This window comes from Periweissella fabalis (genome assembly GCF_012396505.1).
Lineage (GTDB): Bacteria > Bacillota > Bacilli > Lactobacillales > Lactobacillaceae > Periweissella > Periweissella fabalis.
Map to the genome: position 1 here is coordinate 295,883 of NZ_JAAXPN010000001.1, position 19,954 is coordinate 315,836.

General features: G+C 37.3%; 25 protein-coding genes and 2 pseudogenes. 25 read left to right on the forward strand and 2 right to left on the reverse strand.

Annotation, left to right across the window (positions count from 1 at the left end):
• The first annotated feature begins 28 nt into the window (after positions 1–28).
• From HF964_RS01565 to HF964_RS01670, 23 genes and pseudogenes are all read left to right on the forward strand, one after another.
• Positions 29–1,284, forward strand: a pseudogene (locus HF964_RS01565) (phage portal protein).
• Positions 1,256–2,170 carry a minor capsid protein gene (locus HF964_RS01570; protein WP_168721290.1) on the forward strand — a complete coding sequence of 305 codons (915 nt, stop codon included), beginning with the start codon at positions 1,256–1,258 and terminating at the stop codon, positions 2,168–2,170. The pseudogene HF964_RS01565 and the gene HF964_RS01570 overlap by 29 nt, the downstream one beginning before the upstream one ends.
• A gap of 17 nt (positions 2,171–2,187) precedes the next feature.
• Entirely contained in the window at positions 2,188–2,436 is a 249-nt protein-coding gene (locus tag HF964_RS01575; protein ID WP_168721291.1) for a DUF6275 family protein, read from the forward strand.
• Positions 2,437–2,605: 169 nt separating this feature from the next.
• The gene (locus HF964_RS01580) at positions 2,606–3,112 is read left to right on the forward strand and encodes a DUF4355 domain-containing protein (protein ID WP_168721292.1); all 507 of its coding nucleotides are present in this window, start codon (positions 2,606–2,608) and stop codon (positions 3,110–3,112) included.
• A 13-nt stretch (positions 3,113–3,125) separates the two neighbouring features.
• Entirely contained in the window at positions 3,126–4,007 is an 882-nt protein-coding gene (locus HF964_RS01585; protein ID WP_168721293.1) for a hypothetical protein, read from the forward strand.
• Between the two features lie 60 nt (positions 4,008–4,067).
• Positions 4,068–4,409, forward strand: a complete 342-nt coding sequence (locus HF964_RS01590; protein WP_168721294.1) for a phage head-tail connector protein — start codon at positions 4,068–4,070, stop codon at positions 4,407–4,409.
• The gene (locus HF964_RS01595; protein ID WP_168721295.1) at positions 4,409–4,696 is read left to right on the forward strand and encodes a hypothetical protein; all 288 of its coding nucleotides are present in this window, start codon (positions 4,409–4,411) and stop codon (positions 4,694–4,696) included. Before HF964_RS01590 ends, HF964_RS01595 begins: the two co-directional genes overlap by 1 nt.
• A 1-nt stretch (position 4,697) precedes the next feature.
• Entirely contained in the window at positions 4,698–5,054 is a 357-nt protein-coding gene (locus HF964_RS01600; protein ID WP_168721296.1) for an HK97-gp10 family putative phage morphogenesis protein, read from the forward strand.
• Positions 5,051–5,419 (forward strand): hypothetical protein, encoded by a 369-nt coding sequence (locus HF964_RS01605; protein ID WP_168721297.1) that lies wholly within the window; start codon positions 5,051–5,053, stop codon positions 5,417–5,419. The genes HF964_RS01600 and HF964_RS01605 overlap by 4 nt, the downstream gene beginning before the upstream one ends.
• 12 nt (positions 5,420–5,431) lie before the next feature.
• Positions 5,432–6,028, forward strand: coding sequence for a phage major tail protein, TP901-1 family (locus HF964_RS01610; RefSeq protein ID WP_168721298.1), 597 nt, complete (start codon positions 5,432–5,434; stop codon positions 6,026–6,028).
• 44 nt (positions 6,029–6,072) lie between these two features.
• Entirely contained in the window at positions 6,073–6,522 is a 450-nt protein-coding gene (locus HF964_RS01615; RefSeq protein WP_168721299.1) for a tail assembly chaperone, read from the forward strand.
• Between the two features lie 74 nt (positions 6,523–6,596).
• The gene (locus tag HF964_RS01620) at positions 6,597–6,851 is read left to right on the forward strand and encodes a hypothetical protein (RefSeq protein WP_168721300.1); all 255 of its coding nucleotides are present in this window, start codon (positions 6,597–6,599) and stop codon (positions 6,849–6,851) included.
• Positions 6,838–7,122 carry a hypothetical protein gene (locus HF964_RS01625; protein ID WP_168721301.1) on the forward strand — a complete coding sequence of 95 codons (285 nt, stop codon included), beginning with the start codon at positions 6,838–6,840 and terminating at the stop codon, positions 7,120–7,122. Before HF964_RS01620 ends, HF964_RS01625 begins: the two co-directional genes overlap by 14 nt.
• Positions 7,106–9,535 (forward strand): phage tail protein, encoded by a 2,430-nt coding sequence (locus tag HF964_RS01630; RefSeq protein WP_168721302.1) that lies wholly within the window; start codon positions 7,106–7,108, stop codon positions 9,533–9,535. Before HF964_RS01625 ends, HF964_RS01630 begins: the two co-directional genes overlap by 17 nt.
• Positions 9,535–10,362 carry a phage tail domain-containing protein gene (locus HF964_RS01635; protein WP_168721303.1) on the forward strand — a complete coding sequence of 276 codons (828 nt, stop codon included), beginning with the start codon at positions 9,535–9,537 and terminating at the stop codon, positions 10,360–10,362. The genes HF964_RS01630 and HF964_RS01635 overlap by 1 nt, the downstream gene beginning before the upstream one ends.
• Positions 10,359–12,839 carry a phage tail protein gene (locus HF964_RS01640; protein ID WP_168721304.1) on the forward strand — a complete coding sequence of 827 codons (2,481 nt, stop codon included), beginning with the start codon at positions 10,359–10,361 and terminating at the stop codon, positions 12,837–12,839. Before HF964_RS01635 ends, HF964_RS01640 begins: the two co-directional genes overlap by 4 nt.
• Positions 12,820–12,954: a hypothetical protein gene (locus HF964_RS10015; RefSeq protein ID WP_276508933.1), complete on the forward strand. Its 135-nt coding sequence runs from the start codon at positions 12,820–12,822 to the stop codon at positions 12,952–12,954. Before HF964_RS01640 ends, HF964_RS10015 begins: the two co-directional genes overlap by 20 nt.
• A complete protein-coding gene (locus HF964_RS01645) occupies positions 12,954–13,190 on the forward strand; it encodes a hypothetical protein (RefSeq protein WP_168721305.1) in 237 nt (78 codons plus the stop codon). The genes HF964_RS10015 and HF964_RS01645 overlap by 1 nt, the downstream gene beginning before the upstream one ends.
• A 73-nt stretch (positions 13,191–13,263) precedes the next feature.
• Positions 13,264–13,575 carry a hypothetical protein gene (locus HF964_RS01650; protein ID WP_168721306.1) on the forward strand — a complete coding sequence of 104 codons (312 nt, stop codon included), beginning with the start codon at positions 13,264–13,266 and terminating at the stop codon, positions 13,573–13,575.
• 1 nt (position 13,576) lies between these two features.
• Positions 13,577–14,086, forward strand: a complete 510-nt coding sequence (locus tag HF964_RS01655; RefSeq protein ID WP_168721307.1) for a phage holin, LLH family — start codon at positions 13,577–13,579, stop codon at positions 14,084–14,086.
• A gap of 1 nt (position 14,087) precedes the next feature.
• Positions 14,088–15,053 (forward strand): GH25 family lysozyme, encoded by a 966-nt coding sequence (locus HF964_RS01660; protein ID WP_246220222.1) that lies wholly within the window; start codon positions 14,088–14,090, stop codon positions 15,051–15,053.
• A gap of 974 nt (positions 15,054–16,027) precedes the next feature.
• Positions 16,028–16,498 carry a DUF1440 domain-containing protein gene (locus tag HF964_RS01665; protein ID WP_168721309.1) on the forward strand — a complete coding sequence of 157 codons (471 nt, stop codon included), beginning with the start codon at positions 16,028–16,030 and terminating at the stop codon, positions 16,496–16,498.
• Between the two features lie 88 nt (positions 16,499–16,586).
• Positions 16,587–17,555, forward strand: coding sequence for a Gfo/Idh/MocA family protein (locus HF964_RS01670; RefSeq protein ID WP_168721310.1), 969 nt, complete (start codon positions 16,587–16,589; stop codon positions 17,553–17,555).
• Between the two features lie 13 nt (positions 17,556–17,568).
• Here the strand turns inward: HF964_RS01670 and HF964_RS01675 are convergent, their stop codons facing one another.
• Positions 17,569–17,712: a hypothetical protein gene (locus HF964_RS01675; RefSeq protein WP_168721004.1), complete on the reverse strand. Its 144-nt coding sequence runs from the start codon at positions 17,710–17,712 to the stop codon at positions 17,569–17,571.
• Positions 17,713–17,725: 13 nt separating this feature from the next.
• Positions 17,726–17,968, reverse strand: a complete 243-nt coding sequence (locus HF964_RS01680; RefSeq protein ID WP_168721311.1) for a GlsB/YeaQ/YmgE family stress response membrane protein — start codon at positions 17,966–17,968, stop codon at positions 17,726–17,728.
• Between the two features lie 411 nt (positions 17,969–18,379).
• On the opposite strand from HF964_RS01680, the pseudogene HF964_RS01685 reads away from it, so the two are divergent.
• Positions 18,380–18,931 (forward strand): annotated as a pseudogene (locus tag HF964_RS01685) (ribulose-phosphate 3-epimerase); the annotation flags it as partial.
• Positions 18,924–19,844, forward strand: coding sequence for a ribokinase (locus HF964_RS01690; RefSeq protein ID WP_168721312.1), 921 nt, complete (start codon positions 18,924–18,926; stop codon positions 19,842–19,844). The pseudogene HF964_RS01685 and the gene HF964_RS01690, both read left to right, overlap by 8 nt.
• Positions 19,845–19,954: the final 110 nt, after the last annotated feature.

Below are 19,954 nucleotides of genomic sequence, written 5' to 3' on the forward strand. Positions count from 1 at the left end.
AACAGACCAGTTACCATGACTTAAAGAGTTGAAACGATATTATCTAGCTGATAATAACATTAAGTATCGTGAGACAGGTCGAGATATTAATCGGGCTGATAATCGAATAGCAAGCGACTGGGCCAAGTACATTACAGTGTTTATGCAAGGTTACATTTTAGGTAATCCAATTGCATATACAGGGGATGATGGTTTAGTTGAAAAGATTGAACAATTCAATCAAGAGAACAGTACAGATTATCATGATGGATTGATTGAAACAGACCTAAGTATTTATGGGCGTGCTTACGAGTTACTTTATTCGGATGAGCAATCGCAAGAACGGATTGTTAAGTTAGATCCAGAAGGTACATTTATAGTTTACGATGACACGATTGCCCGTAATTCATTATTTGGAGTTCGTTTTTATCAGATTAAGTACAGTCCAACTAGCGTTAGTAGCTTTGTTGAAGTTTATACAGCGGATGAGATTTACTATTTCAGTTCAGAAGTTAATGATTTCACTGGAATTAAGTTTGATAGAGTTGAGACATCACCATTTCAAGGTGTGCCAATAAATGAGTATAAGAACAACGAAGAACGTTTGGGTGACTATGAGAGCGTGCTAGATGGAATTGATGCTTATGACTTATCTCAATCAGAATTAGCCAATTTTCAACAGGACATGAACGACGCTTACCTGGTTATCACAGGCAATCCAATGACTGGGACCAGCGAACCAGAATATCAAACTGATGAAAATGGTGAACTTGTACTTGATGAATACAGTAATCCAATAGCCGTTGATAATTCAGAGACGGACGTTGTTCAGAAAATGCTTAAAGCACGATTGCTAATTTTGGATAACAACAATGATCCAGAAGGGCCTAACCCAAGTGCAGAGTATTTAACTAAGACCTATGATTCAACAGGTGCTGAGTCCTACAAGAAATGTTTAGTTGATGACATCTTACGGTTTACGTTCACGCCAGATACAAATGACCAGAACTTTGCTGGAACACAATCTGGTGAAGCTATGAAGTACAACTCAAGTTCACGCCTAACGTGCCACAGAACGATGAAGAACGTGTTACACAACTTAAAGCATTGTATGGCATCATTAGTGACGAAACTTTGTTCGAGTTGTTAGAAACATTTACTGGTGTGGATGCTGATGAAGAAATGAAGCGGCTCGATGAACAAAAGCAAAAAGGCATGGATGACTTTACTGCTCAAACGAACTACAAACAGTTAAAGCCTGATGATGGTGGCCAAGATGGACAACTACTGGACCAAGCGGATTAATGACATCATGGATTTGCTAGACACGAGAGATGAGAGCTTGAATACTGCAATACTCAAGGAGTACAAAGCAGCATCAGACGATATCTCAAAGCGAATAGCAGATTTCTATGATAAGTATGCCGAAGATGGGACATTGAACTATGAGGATGCACGTAAACAGATACGTTCAACTGATTTGAGTGATTATGTTAAGCGTGCCAATGATTATCGAGAGGCTAGTGATAAGAACCCTGAAATGTTACGGCGTTTGAATGCACAGTACACAACAGCTAGATTAAATCGATTAGAGTTATTGAAACTTGAAATTGATTTTAGGCTTATCCAGGCCAGTGACAAACAAGATAAGTCATTTACAGATTATCTATCTAAAGAGAGTTCATACATTTATGATCAGTTAGTGAACGGTAAGACAATTGATACGTTGAATGACAAAGAAATTGAAACTATCATCCAAAATGAGTGGAGTGGAGCTAATTATTCACAACGTTTATGGCGTGATAATGATTTACTTGCTAACAAATTGAAAGATGAATTGGTACGTGCTGCAATCAACGGGAGCAATCCTAAAGTAACGGCTAGGAAGTTACGTGATTCATTTGGTGGCACAAAGCCAAACACAGAACGTTTGGTGCGGACAGAATCAACGTATGTAGCTAATGCAACGATTGCCAAGCGATACAATGATATGGGTGTTAAAAGTTATACATTTAGTGCTCACATTGATAGTCGGACATCTAGCATTTGTCGTCATTTGAATGGCGAAACATTTCCACTCAAAGACTTTAAGCCAGGTGTTAATGCACCAGCAATGCATCCAAATTGTCGGAGTCGGATAGTTCCAAGCGATGATGATTTGAGCAAGTTTGATAAGTATTTAGATGATTAAAGAGGAGAGTAAATAGTATGCATGAAAAGTTCATCGAACAAGCATTAAAACAAGTCGAGAAGACATTAATTAATAAAATTGACCAGGTAGATGATTTGCGACTCTTTGTAGTTTGGTCATGTAAAACGTTGCAAAATAGTAAGTGTTTAATTGGTAACAATCTTACCCATGATTACTTTGAAGCTACTTTAAACGGCAACGACAAAGAATTTTATTTAGACCATTACACTAAAGTTAGCAACACACATTATAAATTAGAAGATTAATAACTTTACAGGCAGCCTTGAAGCTGTCTTTTTTTGTACCTAAAATTTGACCTGCCAAACGTCATTAAACTGGGCAAAGCGTGTATGGATTGCTAAATAGTCGTGTGTGGGGAAACGTGCATGGGACGTTATGTTTAGTAGTATGTATGGACTTAAAAGGAGATTAAGAATGGCTGACGATTTAACACAAACAACAGAAGAAGAACCAAAAGTTGATGAACCAGGTACGCTCTCACTAACTCAAAGCGAATTGGATTCAATGCTTGATAAACGTGTATCTAAAGCTCTTGAAACTGCTAAAGGTAAATGGGAAGAAGAAACTCAAGCTAAGATTTCTAAGGCCGAAGAATTGGCCAAGATGAGTGCTGCTCAACGTAAAGAAGCTGAAGAACAACAACGATCAGCTGAACTGGAAAAGCGTGAAAAGGAACTTAACTTACGTGAATACCGATATGAAGCTAAGCACCAACTTGAAGAACAAGGATTGTCTGAAAAGTTCGTTGATATGGTTTTATCTGAAGATGCAGAAACAACTAAGAACAATATTAATAGCCTTAAAGCTGAATTTGATAAGTCGATTGAAGCGGCAGTCAATGAACGTTTAAAAGGTTCAACACCAAGCGCAGGCGGCAAGACTGATACCAAGTCAGATATCAGTTCCGCTTTAGGATTATAAAGGAGAATGAAACATGGCAATTAACTATGTAACTAAAGATGAAGGCTTATTTGATCAAAAGATTAACCAAGGTCTTTTAACATCAGTATTAGGAGTTCCAGATGTAACTTTGGTGAATGGTGGTAAGTCATTTACACTTACAACTATTTCAACATCAGGGTTCCAACCACATACACGGAACAAAGGGTTTAATACTGGTACGGCCTCTAATGACAAAAAGGTTTACACTATGGGCCAAGACCGGGACGTTGAGTTTTATATTGATACTCAAGACGTGGACGAAACTAACCAAGATTTAGCAGTTGGTAACATTTCAAAAGTGTTTATTGAAGAAAATGTGCAACCTGAAATTGATGCATACCGATTTAAAGAAATGGTAAAAGGAGCTGGTACAACAGTTACTGAAACATTGACTGTTGATAATGTTTACACTCAATTGAAGTCAGCATTGTTACCAGTTCGTAAGTACGGTGCTCAAAATATCGTAGGGTTCGTTTCTAGCGAAGTAATGGACGCATTGGAACGTTCAAAGGAATTTACTCGTTCAATCACTAACCAAAATGTAGGAACTACGGCGCTTGAGTCACGAATCACATCACTTGATGGTGTGCAATTGATTGAAGTATGGGATGCAGACCGGTTTAAGACGGCGTACGATTTCTCAAATGGGTTCAAACCAACAGCTGCAGCAAATGATATTAACTTTGTGTTCGTCGCCAAGCAAGCAGTCATTCCTATTGTGAAAGAAAACGCGATTTATTTATTTGCACCTGGTCAAGTTGGACAAGGGGATGGGTACCTTTACCAAAACCGTCTCTACCACGACTTTTTCATTAAGGATAAACAAAAGAGTGGTATCTCAGTATCAATCAAGGCTGCAGAAAAACAAGCCTAGGCTAATTAAGACAATGGCTAAACCATTCAAATGGGGTGAGAAGCCCATCGAGGAGGGAGTATGACAATTGATGATCTAACTAAGGTTAAAGTGTTGCTTTCAATTAAGGATAGCAACCAAGATGATTTGCTTAACTTGTTGCTTGAAGATAATGAAGCACGGCTACTTAGTTATATTAACCAAGATGGCAACACGTCTGTTAAATTTCCAACTGACTTAGCATGGTTGTTACGTGAGATAACGGTGCGTCGCTTTAACCGTATTGGTGATGAAGGTAAAAAGTCATCGAGCGAGAGTGATGTTTCAGCGACTTGGTCCGATGATGATGTTCAAGACTTTGCTGTTTATTTAAATAAATATCGTCAGCGTAAAGGTGGACGTGGGACTGCGAGGTTCATTTAATGAGATATAACGATCGAATTAAGATAGTAACCACTCAATCAGTTGATGGTGAACTTGGACCCGTCACTAAAAAGATAATCTCAGATTGGTTAGAATGTCGCATTACTGGTGTGTCTCAAACTATGAACATTGGTGTATTTGGTAAATACAACTCTAATGCACTTGCTGTTCACCTTAAAGGTGGGTTAGGAACTATCTCAGGGGTTATTTATAACGGTGTGGAACGTAAACCTGAAGTAGTAATTAAAGCACGTAAGAACACGATAGTGGTAATTCAGGGGGTGTAGCATGGCCAAAGTAAGCATTAAGTTTGAGGGTGCAGACCAGTTGATTCGGAAGTTCAATAACCAACCAGCAGCAATTAAGCGTGAAGCAAGTGGGATTATACTTAACTCTGCTTTGCGAGTTGAAAAGCGTGCATCAGATAATGCCCCTGTTGATACTGGCTACTTAAGGCAGCATATTACAGCCAATAAAACCGGTGAGATGAGTGCTGAAGTGGTTGCATCGGCAAATTATGCAATCTATCAAGAGTATGGTACACGTAAGATGGCAGCACATCCATTTATGCGTCCGGCAATGGACCAAGAAGGCCCGTTATTCATGCGAAAGTTGCAAAATTTACTGAATGGAGGACTTAGATGATGCATTCACCAACTGGTAATTTATTAATTGATTTGTATAAGGCGTTAAAAAGTGGCAATGTGCCAGTTTACACAGTGCTACCTGGTGCCGAGGTACCAGAACCTTTATTAGTGATTGGCTCTCACTCAGAAGATGATAGTCCGTCTGGTAAGGCTGGGTATGAGGTATCGACAACCGAGGTACAAATTGATATGTATTATCCGATTGATGACAGGATGGCACTTGAAGACCAGATTTATCAAACAAAAAATATAATTAAAAATTCAACTGACAAGATAACGAGAGTTACAGCTAGAACGATTGTAGATAGTTCAATCGGGAGAGATGTTTTTCACGTTATTTTTTTAGTTACAGCATACATTTAAGGAGAAATAAAAATGACATACGTAGATAACGGTGTAACAGCAACTAAAGGTAATCCATTACTTGGTAAGAAAGTTTGGTATTTTATCCAATCTACACAAGCACCGGTAGGATCTAAAGCTTTATTACCAGCATTACAAACAGATGGTTCAACAAGCATTGAAGGGGATTCGATTGATGAACAAACTAAGTTTGGTCGTATTGTTATGCCTTCAACTAATGAAGACTCTATCAAGCTTAAAACATACGTTGTTCCCGGTGATTTAGCAATTGATGTTATTAAAGATGCAAAACATAACGGTAATCAAGTAAAAGTATGGCGTGTGATTGTTGACAAACGATTTGCAACTCAAGAAAAGGATGATTCTGACCCCGCAAAGACACACCAAGTATTCCCAGCAATGTTTGGATATGGGGTTGTAGATAGTTTGGATTTAGATGATGGTGACGATTTAGTATCTGCTGATTACACGCTTAACATCTTGGATAAATTGAAAGAAGGTACATTCCCACTGACAGACGACCAATTAGCAGTCTTAGAAGAAATGTATGAATTTGAACGTCCAGGTCAGTCTAGCGGTAACTTTGGTACAGATGACGCAGCTAAGTAAATACAAGGGCTTATAGGCCCTTTACATAAAAGGAGAATAAAAACATGCAATTAACAATTAAAGGAACTATTTACGAATTAAAATTTAACTTCAAGGCATTATTTAAAGCTAACAAAGATTTCAGTACTATCGATGAAAATGGCAACAACATGGGTGACGGTGCAACTAATTTATTTACACGTCTTGCTTTAGGTGACTCATTGGCCATTATTGATGTAATCAAAGTAGCTACTAGTGTAAGCAAAGTTACTGATGAAGATATGTTTAATGCAGTTGATCAATTAACTGAAGAAGGAGAAAAGCTTGATGATGTTCTTCAAGAGCTAATGGATGAATTGAAGCATAGTGGTTTTTTCGTCAAGTCAATCCAAACTCAAAAGAAGGGGTTGGAAGAAGCGTTAGAAATGCTCAAGAAGAAGGCCGAAACAGAGGAAACAACACAACAAATTATGGCAGTTCAACGGATTGTGACATTAATCAACGACAATCTTTAATTGAGTCATGCGCTCGATTCGGAATTTTTGATTTTGAATGGGCTATGTCACTTTATAAATGGGAGCTTGATGCGGTGATTAAAGGTGTTCAACTGGGGCATATTGATGAACGTGAACGATTAGCAGTGCTTGCTGCCAGTGTTGGTTATTTCAGTAATGCAGAACGTCCTAAGTTTAAGAATATCTTTGATAGAAGCAAGGAAGAGCAAGCTCTCGAACAGGCTTACAATCCTGAAAAAGTAAAAGATACCAACAAACAACGACTTGAGTTATACAACAAAGTTCGTTCCGCATTTGGTGGAGAAAGGAGTGAAGATGACGAGTTATAATGGTGGTTCGGTAACGGCTCACATTGGAGCAGACATATCTGATTATCAATCAGCAATGCGGGCTGTATCAAGCTCTACTAGCAAAACAATGGGTGGCGCTGCAGCAGCGACTAGTTCAACGACTGGTAAGTTTAGCTTGATGAATAGTACAGTGGGGCAGATTGCAGCTGGTATTGGTGCAGTTACTCTGGTCTCAAAAGGAATTGGTGTACTTAAAGACAGTGTTGGGACTGCGGTGGCAAGGTTTGATACATATGAATGCATATCCTAAAGTCATGAAACAAATGGGATATTCAACTCAAGATACAAACAAGTCAGTTGGAATCTTAAAAAAGGGTGTTGATGGACTTCCAACGTCACTTCAAGACTTAACGCAGAGTGCTCAAAGTTTTGCAATTCTTGAAAAGAGTGCAACTAAAGGGGCCCAGACTGCTACTGCATTGAATGATGCTTTTTTAGCATCGGGTGCAAGTGCAGGGGATGCAAGTCGTGGGGTAGAACAATATAGCCAGATGTTGGCTAGTGGAACAGTTGACCTACAAAGTTGGAAAACATTACAAGAAACGATGCCGTATGCTTTGACTACAGTAGCTAAATCCTTTGGGTTAACTGGTAAATCAGCCGAACGTGACTTATATGCCAAGTTAAAGTCAGGTAAGATTACAGTCGATGAACTTAATAAGCGCTTCATTGCGTTGGACGGTGGTGTTAATGGTTTTGCTAATACAGCTCGTACGGCAACGGGTGGTATTGGTACATCATTTACAAATATGAAAAATGCGGTATCTAAAGGGTTAGCTGATACACTAAGTTCAATTGATACGGGCCTTAAAAAGGCTGGTACTGGTGGGATTGCGGCGATACTAAATAATGTTAAAGTAGCGATTACCAATACATTTACAGCAGTGAATTCAACTATTGTTGCTATTATGCCTTCAATTATTGCAGCGATTAATACCATAGCTCCAGTGATTAAAGGCATATTTAGTACTGTTACCACGGTGATTAGTGGCATCGTAAACTTTGTAAAAGCAAATAGTGGTTGGCTAGAACCTTTAGCAGTTGGTATAGCTACGTTTGCCGGTGCGATTGTAACGATCAATGCGCTAGGTAGAGCATTTACAGTGCTTAAAGTTGCTTCAGCAGTTGGTGGCGATATTAAATTACTCGGATTTGCTTTGAACAACATGGCCAGTTCAAGTAAGTTAGCTCAAGCTGGGCTAATGTTGTACAACGGTGTTACTAAGGTAGCTATGGGAGTACAAGCCGCATTCAATGCGGTTATGGCAATTAATCCGTTTGTGTTAATCATTGCTGCGGTTGTTGCTTTAGTTGCGGGTATAACATGGTGGATTACTCAAACAAAGTCTGGTCAGGCAGCATGGCAAGCATTTATAACATGGCTTAGTGGTGTATGGTCAGGCATGGTTGGATTCTTTCAAGGTATATGGGCAGGCATATCAGCTGGAGTGAGTGCAACTGTTACATTCTTTCAGACAACTTGGCAAGGATTTATTACTTTTTTCCAAGGTATATGGGCAGGCGTTGCTCCTTACTTTTCGGCTGCATGGCAGGCTCTTGTAGTTATCGTCCAAGGTATTGTTACAACACTTTCAGGTGTTTGGCAAGGCTACGTGACAGCGGCAACTGCTATTTGGAATGGGATGGTAAGTGTTGCGACAGGTATTTGGAATTTGCTGAAAGCTGTTGTACTTGGACCAATCTTAGTATTGATTGATTTGCTAACTGGTAATTGGTCAAAAATGAAAAGTGATGCAACATTGATCTGGAATAGTATCAAGGGTGCTTTAGGTCAAATTGTTGGCGGAATCGTAACGGCAGTAACTGGATATTTCAGAGGAATGGGCCAAGCTGTTGGTTCGATTTGGAATGGGATTAAAGCGGCCGCATCAGCTGTTTGGGGTGGCATTAAATCTGTTATCTCTACTTTAGTGACTGGGGTAGTTAACATTGCCAAAACTGTTTGGAATGGTGGTAAGGCTGCTATTTCAGCAATTTGGAATGGTATCCGTGCAGCTGCATCAGCTGTCTGGGGTGGAATTAAGTCTACTATCTCAAGCCTTGCAAATGGTGCAATTAATGGGGTTCGCTCAGCTTGGAATGGTGCAGTTAGTTTTGCTTCAGGTATTTGGAACGGAGTTAAATCAGCAGTTCAAGGTGCCATGCACTTTGATTTATTAGGTGCAGGTCGAGCTATCATGAATTCGTTTTTAAGTGGTTTGAAGTCTGCGTGGGGAGCTGTTAAAAGTTTCGTTGGTGGGATTGGTAATTGGATTCGAGACCACAAGGGACCAATCAGTTACGACCGTCGGTTATTGATTCCAGCTGGTAAAGCCATTATGGAAGGTTTTGGCGGTTCATTGAATAACAATTTTGAATATGTTAAACGTTCAGTTTCATCATACGCTGGTCAGATTGCGGATCAATTTGGACATCAAGAATACGAAGCTAATGCTAAATTAACAGCAAGTAGTGTAGGAGTAGCCGGTCAGATTAATGGTGGGTTAAATGCACTTAGTGATGAAGTTGCAGAACAAAGTGCTCAAGCACCAACATTCTACGTACACAATGAACTTGTTGGTGACAAAATTACAACGACAGTTAATAGTCAAAATTCACGCCGGCAAAATATCAATAATTTAATCATGGGAGGAGGTATCTAATGGACCTACTAATCACTAATAATTTAGAAAGCATTAAGTTGAGTAGCAGGAACATTGTTACAACTGACTTTGACGAATCGTCACCAAGTATCACGCCAAACACTTTGTCATTTAAAGGACGGAATGGGAAGGTTAATTTTGGTGGCGATTATGGAGACAAAAAGCTTAAATTTTCAGGTTATTTAGTTGCTAATAATCAATCTGATTATGAATCAAAGCGCAATTGGCTATATCAAATGTTAGGCGGCTCAGAGCCCTACTACATCACACCAATGTATTCTGATAATGGCCAATATAGCTTTGAACGTCCGGGGCAAACGTCCGGGAATGTAATAGGGCAAACTGATGAAGTTGCTAGTTTTAAACGTTTTTATGTAACTATTGATGATGTTATTGAACCTAGCTTTGTAGGTAATATCAATGGTCGGCAAATTTACAAACTAGAAATTACGTTCGTTACTGCTGAATTACCATTTGGTGAATCGGTACCTAAAACGTTAACTATTACTAATTCAATACCATACGCAGGTACTACCAAGGCATCTCAATTAGAGGTGCCTTTTTATTTGCAACTAACTGCTAATCAAGTTTCAAGTGGATTTAATTTAACTATTGGATCACGTACATGGACATATAGTGGAACCGTTGCAACTGGGGATGTATTTAAATTAGGCGGCATATACAACACAAAGAATTTAATCTCAATCAATGATTATACGAACGCTGAATATTTCGTGTTAGAACCTAGTCGAACTGGACAGGTGCCTATCAAATGTTCAATTAATGCAACAATCACAATAAACGACTACAAGGAGTTGTATCTATGATTAAGTTTAAAGACATTAAAAATAGTACTCACTTGGCAGTCACTGAAATCAAACGAAAGCATTCCGTAAATGGTGAAAAATCATTATCAGGAACTATTTATAGTGGCGATGACGTACTCAATAATATTGATACAGGTTGGGGTTTAGAATTTGATAGTGAGCCTTATGTGATTACTTATTATGAGCATCATGACTCTGATAACACGATTTCATTTGATGCTATTCATAAATTTTTCTGGGACTTTTCCAAGAAAATGTTCTATCGCAACTTCAATGGTAGCAATACGATTGATACTTATTTAGGCAACATTTTTGATGATACCGGATACAAATATGCTTTGAATTTCAGACCGAATGCTGTTAGCAAAGAAAACTTTGGTATGACCAACAAGATGTCAATGTTTAATGACATCATCAATGCTATCGATGCAGAATTTGAGGTTAATGGAACACTTGTTTCAATTTATCAAAAAATTGGAACCGATTTATCTACGATAGTTCGGCATGGATTTAACTTATCGGACATGTCAATTGAAAACGATATATCAGGATTTGCCACCTATGCAGAAGGCTTTGGGGTACATGCGAACCCTGATGATCAGAGTAGCCCGCAGTTACACGCTGTATATGAAAGTCCACTATCTAAGATATATGGGAGAATTGAAGCAGAGCCCATCGATGATGAACGATACACTATTCAGGCTAATTTACTGGCTGCACTGAAATCTAAGGTTGATGATGAATTCACCGCTGATGGTTTGAAAGTTAGTTATACAGTAACCGCGGGTAATGTCAGTTCGGTCCAACGATATCAAGAAGCCAATGCTTCAATCTCATCACGGATTAACAATGCGATTAATACAGCAGATCAAGCCAATCAAGCTGCCATAATTGCTCAAATTAGTGCCAATGGAAAGAATACAGTTTATCGTGCTAACTCGGTTGATGATTTACCAATTAATGCTAATGAAGGTGATTTAGGTTGGGTCCAAAGCGGTGATGGATTGGTGTTATACATTTATACCAAACGACCAAATGGTAGTTATTTCTGGGATAAGCGTATTGATCCAGAGATGGGCCAACAAATTGAGGATGGTGTTGATGATGCTGTAAGTAAAGCACAAGATTATACTGATAAAATAGCAACCGATACCAATAATCGTTTAGCTGGTAAAGCAGATGTATCTCAAGTTGATATTTTGAAAAGCCAGATTAATTTAGCGGTTAAAAAGGGTGACGTAATTAATCAGATTAATCTTGATACATCTGGTGCTCAAATAAAGGCTAGTTCAATTGTTTTAGATGGACCAACTACTGTTACTGATGCATTCTATGCAAAGGGTGGTAATTTTAAAAACTTAAATGCTTCAAATATAACTGTTGGAACTTTAAATGGTAATAATGTTAACTTGATTAATTTGAACGCTAGTAGCATCACTACAGGTAAATTATCTGGTATAACTATGGAATTTCGTGCTAGCCAAGGTTCAAAAGGGTTCGTTCTTCGTGACGATGTAATTCGAATGTACGATGATGCAACATTCAGCATTCAAAGTGGTATAGGGATTAAGATGTATGCCGGTAGCATTTCTTCGCCAAACAACGGAATTTTAATCGACGTTGACAAGCAAATAATCTCAGCTAGTTCCTACACATCTACAGCAATGTTAAAAAATGGCGGTTTGTATCTTATGCAGCCTAACATTTTTGATGAAAATAATAATCCTTATTTTAGTTTGACAAATGATGGATCTGGACTAAATTTTAGCGGTGCACTATTAAAAGGGCGAGAATATATAGCTCTAACAACAAGCGACAATTCCGATAGTAGCCTCGACAACACAAGGTTAGGACAAGAAACGTTTGCAGGAATAGCTGCCGGCAGAAACGGTAACGATTGGAAGCCTACTAAGGTAGGTGGGGCATCTAGAGGTGTCTTTATATCTGGTGGTCATAAATATGGTTCAATTATGCAAGCTAGTCCCAGTATCACGGTAGGATACAATCCTGATCCTAATAGTAATTCTTTTTCGGGAACGCGAATCAGTTTAGAAGGTGAATATGTCCATATTCAATCAGCTTATGATAATACAACAAGTGCTTCATCTAACGTCGTTGTTTACGGCAATGGAGCGCTATTGCGAAGTACGTCAGCAACAAAGTATAAAACATCTATTCATCGTACAAATGGGTCTCATTTAGGAGATAAGCTTCTTAATGTACCGATGGCAACGTGGTATGACAAAGCAACCATTCGCCGGTTCAAAGAGGAAAAAGACGAACAAAAACCACGCGTTGAGTTCGGAATGATTGCGGAAGATTTAGCAGATGCTGGATTGGATTGGCTAGTAGTACGTGATCCAAATGGTGAAATTGAAGGTATTAAATATGACCGTTTAGCGGTTGCTTTGATACCTGTTATTAAAAATTTAAAACAAGAAATAGAGGAATTGAAAAATGAACGAAGCAGTAATTAATGGATTAGCGATTCGATTGGCACAGTCTCAAGTAAATGAGGAACTTGCTAAGGCAAAAATAACAGAACTAGAACAAAGGATTGAAGAGTTAAAAGGTAAAAAGGAGACTAAGTAATGGAAGTTACAATAAATAGTATCACTCCCAAGTTTAATGATACGGGTATCTTAGAGTTGGATAGTATGATTTGTTATGTTACAGGTGGTGTATATCCAGATAATACGTCAGGATATGTTTCACTGGGTGCAACGGAAAATATCACTTTGACAAGTACAAAATCAGAAGTAGAGGCAGCTGCAATTACTAAATTTAAATCAAATGTAGCTGTTTTATTTTCTGAAAAAACAGAATAAGTAGTTTTAATGTCAGTATACTTAAATGCCGAATGGGTGCGATGCCCGAATAAACATATAGAAAGGCTAATGTATGGCTATATTTGAGAGAACTATAACGGATATTGGATTAATTTTTGGAGTCGTCGCGGGGTTATATGCCTTGTGGCGATTTTTATTTAAAGCGAGTTTTAACGACATGTTCAATGCGGTAATTGACCAAGTGACTGAGCGTATTATGGCCAAAGTTGACAAACTTACGGATCGGTTAGAAAGATTAACTAGCCGAATTGATGTGCTAGGAAGCGTAACTACTAGAGTTGATGAACTTGAAAATGATACTACTAAACTTAAAACAAGAATCGCTGTACACGAAGAACGACTTAACAAATTGGAGGACAAATAACATGGAACAATCAATCACACAATTAATTGAGGCAATCGGTACAATCATTATCACGGCACTAGGTGGGTTTGTAACTGCCAAATTAAAAGAGTATGCAACAACTTCAAGCCAACAAAAAACAATTGCCACATTAGCGACTTTAGCCAATGCAGCAGTTGTTTCAGTTGAAAAGTCAGGCATTATCAATAACTTAACTTCTAGGCAAAAACATCAAGCTGCTATTAATGAGGTTCAAACTCAACTTGCTAAAGCAGGTTTGAAACCAGCAGATGAAACATTAATCGCTAATGAAATTGAACGTGCATACAGCCAACAAGTTGACCAACTTCATGCAGTGTATGCCAAGCAAGCCGAAGTAGCAGTTGCTGAAAACCAAGCGCATATTGCTAATTCAGCCGTTCAAGAATTGGCTACTTTAAAAGAACAATCAGCTAATATCCTAGCTAAAATTGATGAAAAGCAACAAGCGATTGATGCAATTAATACGCTTGCTCCAGTTAAGGAGGACTAAAATGGCACAAATTAAAGCATATGGGACTGACCAAGCACGTTGGCAAGGTCCCAATGGTAAACGTGGCTACGGCCGTGATAGCTTCGCTATTCTACAAATTGGGGGTTATAGTCCAGCTACTGGTATCTATAATCAAGCTACCTATCCAACTCAACTAACAGCAATGGCTGACTTACGACTTCACACATATATTTGGTTTGAAGTGGGTGGTGATGCTAACAAAGCCAAACTGGTGTTGGATTATTTCTTGCCACGAATTAAAACGCCTAAAGGCTCAATCGTAGCCATTGATTACGAACAAGGTGCTAGTGGAAATGTAACTGATAATACGAATGCTATCCTGTATGCAATGGATCGCATTGCGCAAGCTGGTTACACGCCAATGCTGTACACTGGTAAACCATATATCTATGCCCACGTTGATGTTGCTCGTTTCTTGAGCAAATACCCTAGTCATTTGTGGTTGGCAGCCTATCCAGACTACAAAGTTCGGAGTGAACCATTGTTTGACTTCTTCCCTAGTATGACAGGGGTGGGAATGTGGCAATTCACTAGCACATACGTCTTAGGTGGCCTTGACGGTAACGTTGATTTAACGGGTATCACGATGAATGGTTATATGAATAAGCCTGATGTCATTACCGTTGACGGTTATGCGGGACAAGCAACTATTAAAGCTATGCAACGTGTATTAGGTACGATACAAGATGGTGTAATTAGTGGGCAATCTAAGTATTCAGCTCAATTTGCACCTAACTTTATGAACATTCAGGTAGCAAATGGTGGATCACAAATGATTTACAATTTACAACAAGTATTAGGTGTTCAAGCTGACGGTTACTTTGGGCCAGCCACAATTGCAGCACTTCAAGCACGGTTACATGTTTATCCCGATGGTTACGCTGGTGCATCAACCGTTAAGCAAATTCAAGCTAACTTGAATCGTGGGCATATTATCATTGAGTAAAATTATTTGTCAAAATATCTAAAGTGAACTACAATAACTGTATTCTCTCGAATAATTAAGAATAATAATATAGCCAGAAAAGACCTAGCCTTAGTTGGTTATGTCTTTTTTGTTTGGTTACTTATTAAATTAAAAACTTGCAATGCAAAAATCACTTTAATTTTATCCGAGGGTATATTTTTAATTAAAATTATGGTAAGGTTACTTGATATTTATTTTATATAGTTTTATTATTAAGTCATCCTATTTTTGAAATGTAACTACTTAAACTTAGTAAAAGACCTAGCCTTAATTGGTTAGGTCTTTTTTATTTGTTTACTTATTAAATTAAAATCTTGCAATATTATTCTAATTTAATTATTATATGAAACAATCCTTTTGTTCATGGACAAATTAAATATCAGAGAAGTCCCAACCATTTAATGGTTGGTATTTTTTGTTATCAAACTAAACATTTGCAATGTTACTATAATAGTTTTATTATTAAAAGTGTCCAAATGTACCTTTTTTCCCTTTTTTAATGCTTGATACTAATTTTAAACCACATAACAGAAAAATCCTTAGCTTTAATTGGTTGGGGATTTTTTTGTTGTGAGTAAGTCAGATCCTTAGTGGCAAATTTGAATACTAGATAACTTGACCAAGTATTTAAAATAATTTATACTTACTTGGTCTCTGAAAATACTTTGACGATAACAGATATCAGAAAAATCCTTGACTTTAATTGTTTAAGGATTTTTTTGTCTATTTAAAACTAGAACACTTGTAATTATATAATAATTGAGTTATAACTAATTTATTCTTTTAGCTCTCTCAGATATTTTAATTTTATAAATTAAAATAATAAAAAACCTAGCAAATTCCTGGCTATTTTTTTATTTGGACACAAATATTTTTAAATATAAGTACAATCATATTACAGACTTATATTATAATATTATTGTACTAAATAAATAACAAAGGAGTAGCATGTAATGCTTATTATTTTAGCCGGATTATTAGCTGGTGTAGTATCAGGTTTTTTTAAATTAGGATGGGAGATTCTTTTGCCACCTAGGAATGAAGCTAGAAACGAGACAAATCCACCTCAACGTATGTTACAACAGGTGGGACTTTCAAAAGAATTTACACACAAATATTATGAGTATTCTGGTGAAAAAGTACAATATGTATCATTAATTATGCATTTTGGATTTTCTATAACTTTTAGTTTATTGTACGTTTGGCTTATTACTTTATTTCCTGTTATTGGTATTTGGCAGGGGACAATTTATGGAATATCCATTTGGGTATTATTTCATTTGATTATTATGCCAATTACGCACACTGTACCTAGTATCAGTAAACAACCATTTGAGGAACATTTTTCTGAATTTTTAGGACATGTATTTTGGGGTTATATTATAAATATATGTTATGTATATTTTTATCTAATGGTTAAATAATTTTTAATTTTAAAGCAAAATATTTGAATTTCTAAGTTTTTCAATAATATAATATTTATGTATTAATTAAATATATGGAGGATTTATTATGGCTTTAAACTGGACAATCATTGGAACAGGCGCTATAGCTAATGAAATGGCAACTGTATTTAATAAAAATCATGCCAATATTTACGGTGTTTTTAGTAGAAATAAAGAAAAAGTAGAAGACTTTGCAAATAAATATCTCATAGATAAAAGATTCAATGATTTAGAAGATGTTTTTTTAGATAAAAATGTAGATGCTGTATATATTGCAACGCCACATAATACACACTTTGATATCGCTAAACAGGCTTTAATTAATGGAAAACATGTTTTTATGGAAAAAGCAATAACATTAAATAAAACTGATTTGGATATCCTAGAAACATTAGCATCTGAAAAAAATTTAATTTTAATGGAAGCAATGACTATAGTTCATATGCCTTTAATGAAAGAATTGAAGAAGATGATTTCTCAAGGTAAGTTGGGAGATATAAAGAACATCTCTGTAACGCATGGTAGTTTTAAACCATATGATGAAAAAAATAGGTTCTTCAATCCTGATTTAGGTGGTGGAGTATTACTTGATATGGGGGTATATGGTGTTACTGGTGCAATGTACTTTATGAATAAGTATCCTGATGATATACATTCATTTGTAGACTTTGCACCAACAACTGTTGATGAACAATCTGTAACTATTTTACATAATTCAAATGGTGAAATGGCTACTGTCTCTGTTTCATTACAAGCTAAGCAACCTAAAGCCTTAACCATTTCAGGAACTAAAGGTTATTTTAGAATTCATGACTATCCTCGTGCAGATTCAGGTGTATGGTATCATACAGAAACTGGTAAAACAGAAGAATTGAAGTTAGGTAAAACAGAAGATGCTTTATTTTATGAAATTTTAGATTTTGAGGAAGTTGTAAAGCAACCAAGTAAATTAAATATTTATAAACAGATCACAGATGATGTTTTTAAAATATTTGAAGAGATGAAAAAAGATTGGTCTAAGCAAATCTCAAAATAAATAATTATAACTGTTAGTCATGTATTGTTTCTTGCAATTTATCTCCAGCATCATCAATTTTTTTGGCTGTGAAAATTGTACCACCTATAAAAATTCCAGAGATAACTAAAGTTAAAGTAGCAACTAATTTAAAGATAGCTTTTAATATATTAAACATAAAAATCCTTACCTTAATTGTTGAAACGACTAACAAAAAATGAAACAACAACAATAACTGCACCGATAATTGATGGAATCAAAGCCATATCTGCTAAATGAGGCCCCCAGTTACCAAAAATAGGTTGTCCAACGTATGAACCAACAAGACCTGCTACAATATTAGCAATCCAGCCCATTGATGTGCCTTTGCTAGTAATAGCAAAGGCAATAGCTCCAATAACTGCACCAATAATTAAAACCCATAAAATATGCATAAAAAATCTCCCTTAGAATATTTGCTGCTGCATTTTATTTTGTGTTCTTTATATTTTATGATCTGTAAATCAGTGATAATCAAGATATGTTTATTATAGAGTTTATGTATATAAATTTGACTAGATATATAAAATAAGTTATAATGAGGTAAAGTACTAAGCGGAGTTAGATATGAGAAAAAGACCTAACTTAATTTGTTAGGTCTTTTTTATTACCATAAATTAAATATTAAAAAAGCCCCTGGTCTTTTTTGGCCGGGGGGCTTTTTTGTTGTGTATTACTTTTTGTTTTTGGGGAAAATTTGGGGACATGGGGACTAAAACGAATACTTTTATATTAGTTTTTATTTTTCAAAATGCCTATATATAGACATTTATACATGATTAATTCTCGTTTGAAAATTTGTACCCAACTTTACGCTTGGTCCGGACTTTATTAAGCGCACGCGCGAAATTACAACTAAACCAATTGAAGTCCATTTAATGGTTGAACAACCTGAACAGTTTATTAATCTGTTTCGCCAAACCGGTGCCGATCGTTTAACCATCCATGCCGAAGCAACAACGAATCTGCAGGGAACACTAGCTCAAATTCAAGCTGCGGGCATGCAAGCAGGAGTGGCATTAAATCCAGCCACCCCACTGGATGTGTTAGATTATGTCTATGATGTCTTGGATTATGTGGTAATTATGACGGTTAATCCTGGTTTTGCTGGTCAAGCATTTATTCCAACGATGTATAGTAAAATTGCCCAGTTAAACACAATCTTACATGACCGTGGATTAACGCTACCAATTGAAGTTGATGGTAGTATTGGCAAACAGACAATTGCGCAATGCAAAATCGCAGGTGCACAATATTTTGTGGGTGGCACAAGCTCGGTATATCATCCAGGTAAAACCTTAACTGAAAATGTGACGATGACACAGCAATTAATTAAGGGAGGCTGTTTGGATGGCTAAATTTGATGTTGTTGTGATGGGGAGTATTAATTTGGATGTTAAAGTCCTACTGGAAAAATATCCCCAATATAAGCATACTGCTACGGCACAATCAATTGATTTAATTCCGGGTGGTAAAGGGGCTAACCAAGCGATTGCCTGTGCCAAATTAGGGGCTCATACGGCTTTTATTGGTGCCGTTGGGCTTGACTCAGCCGGGAAACAAATGCTCAAAAATCTAGAAGACCACCAGATTGATACCCAATATATCCAGCAAAGTTGGACCACTGGGACCGGAACGTTTGTGGTGATGGTTGATACTGCCGGTGAAAACACGATGGTCGGGATGCTAGGAGCTAATCAAGATCTTGATGTTACAAGAGTTGAAGCTGCTTTGGCTAATATTAATGCGCCCATTTTCTTATTGCAAATGGAAACTAGTCAGCCATCGGTGCTTACAGCATTAAAGCAAGCCAAACAAGCGGGGATGTTTGTGATTTTAGATCCTGCACCAGCCGATAATTACTTTGAAGAAGCTCTCCAATATGCCGATTGTGTCACGCCCAATGAACAAGAAACCGAACGGATTACTGGTATTAAGGTCACGACAATCGTCCAAGCTAAGGAAGCTGCCCAAATCATTGCGGCCAAGGGGGTACCCAATGTGATTGTGAAACTTGGCCGAGCTGGTAGTGTCGTCTACCGCAATGGGGTTAGCACGGTGATTGCGCCATACCAAGTTCACGCCGTTGATACAGTCGGTGCTGGCGATACTTTTGCCGGTGCTTTAGCGGTTGAATATGGTCGGACGGGGGATTTTTTAGCTAGTGTTGAATTCGCCAATAAAGCCGCCGCTCTTAAAGTTAGTCGTGCTGGGGGTCAAGCAGCAATGCCGACGCGTAAAGAAGTCTTAACCGCCAAGTTAAGTCAATAACCTGTAGAAGTCATCACCGCGGTGGTGGCTTTTTGGCGTAAACAGTGAGTATTTGTTGTACTACATAGGATTAGCTTAAGCTTTTCTGAGTATTTTGAAAATTCCTGACA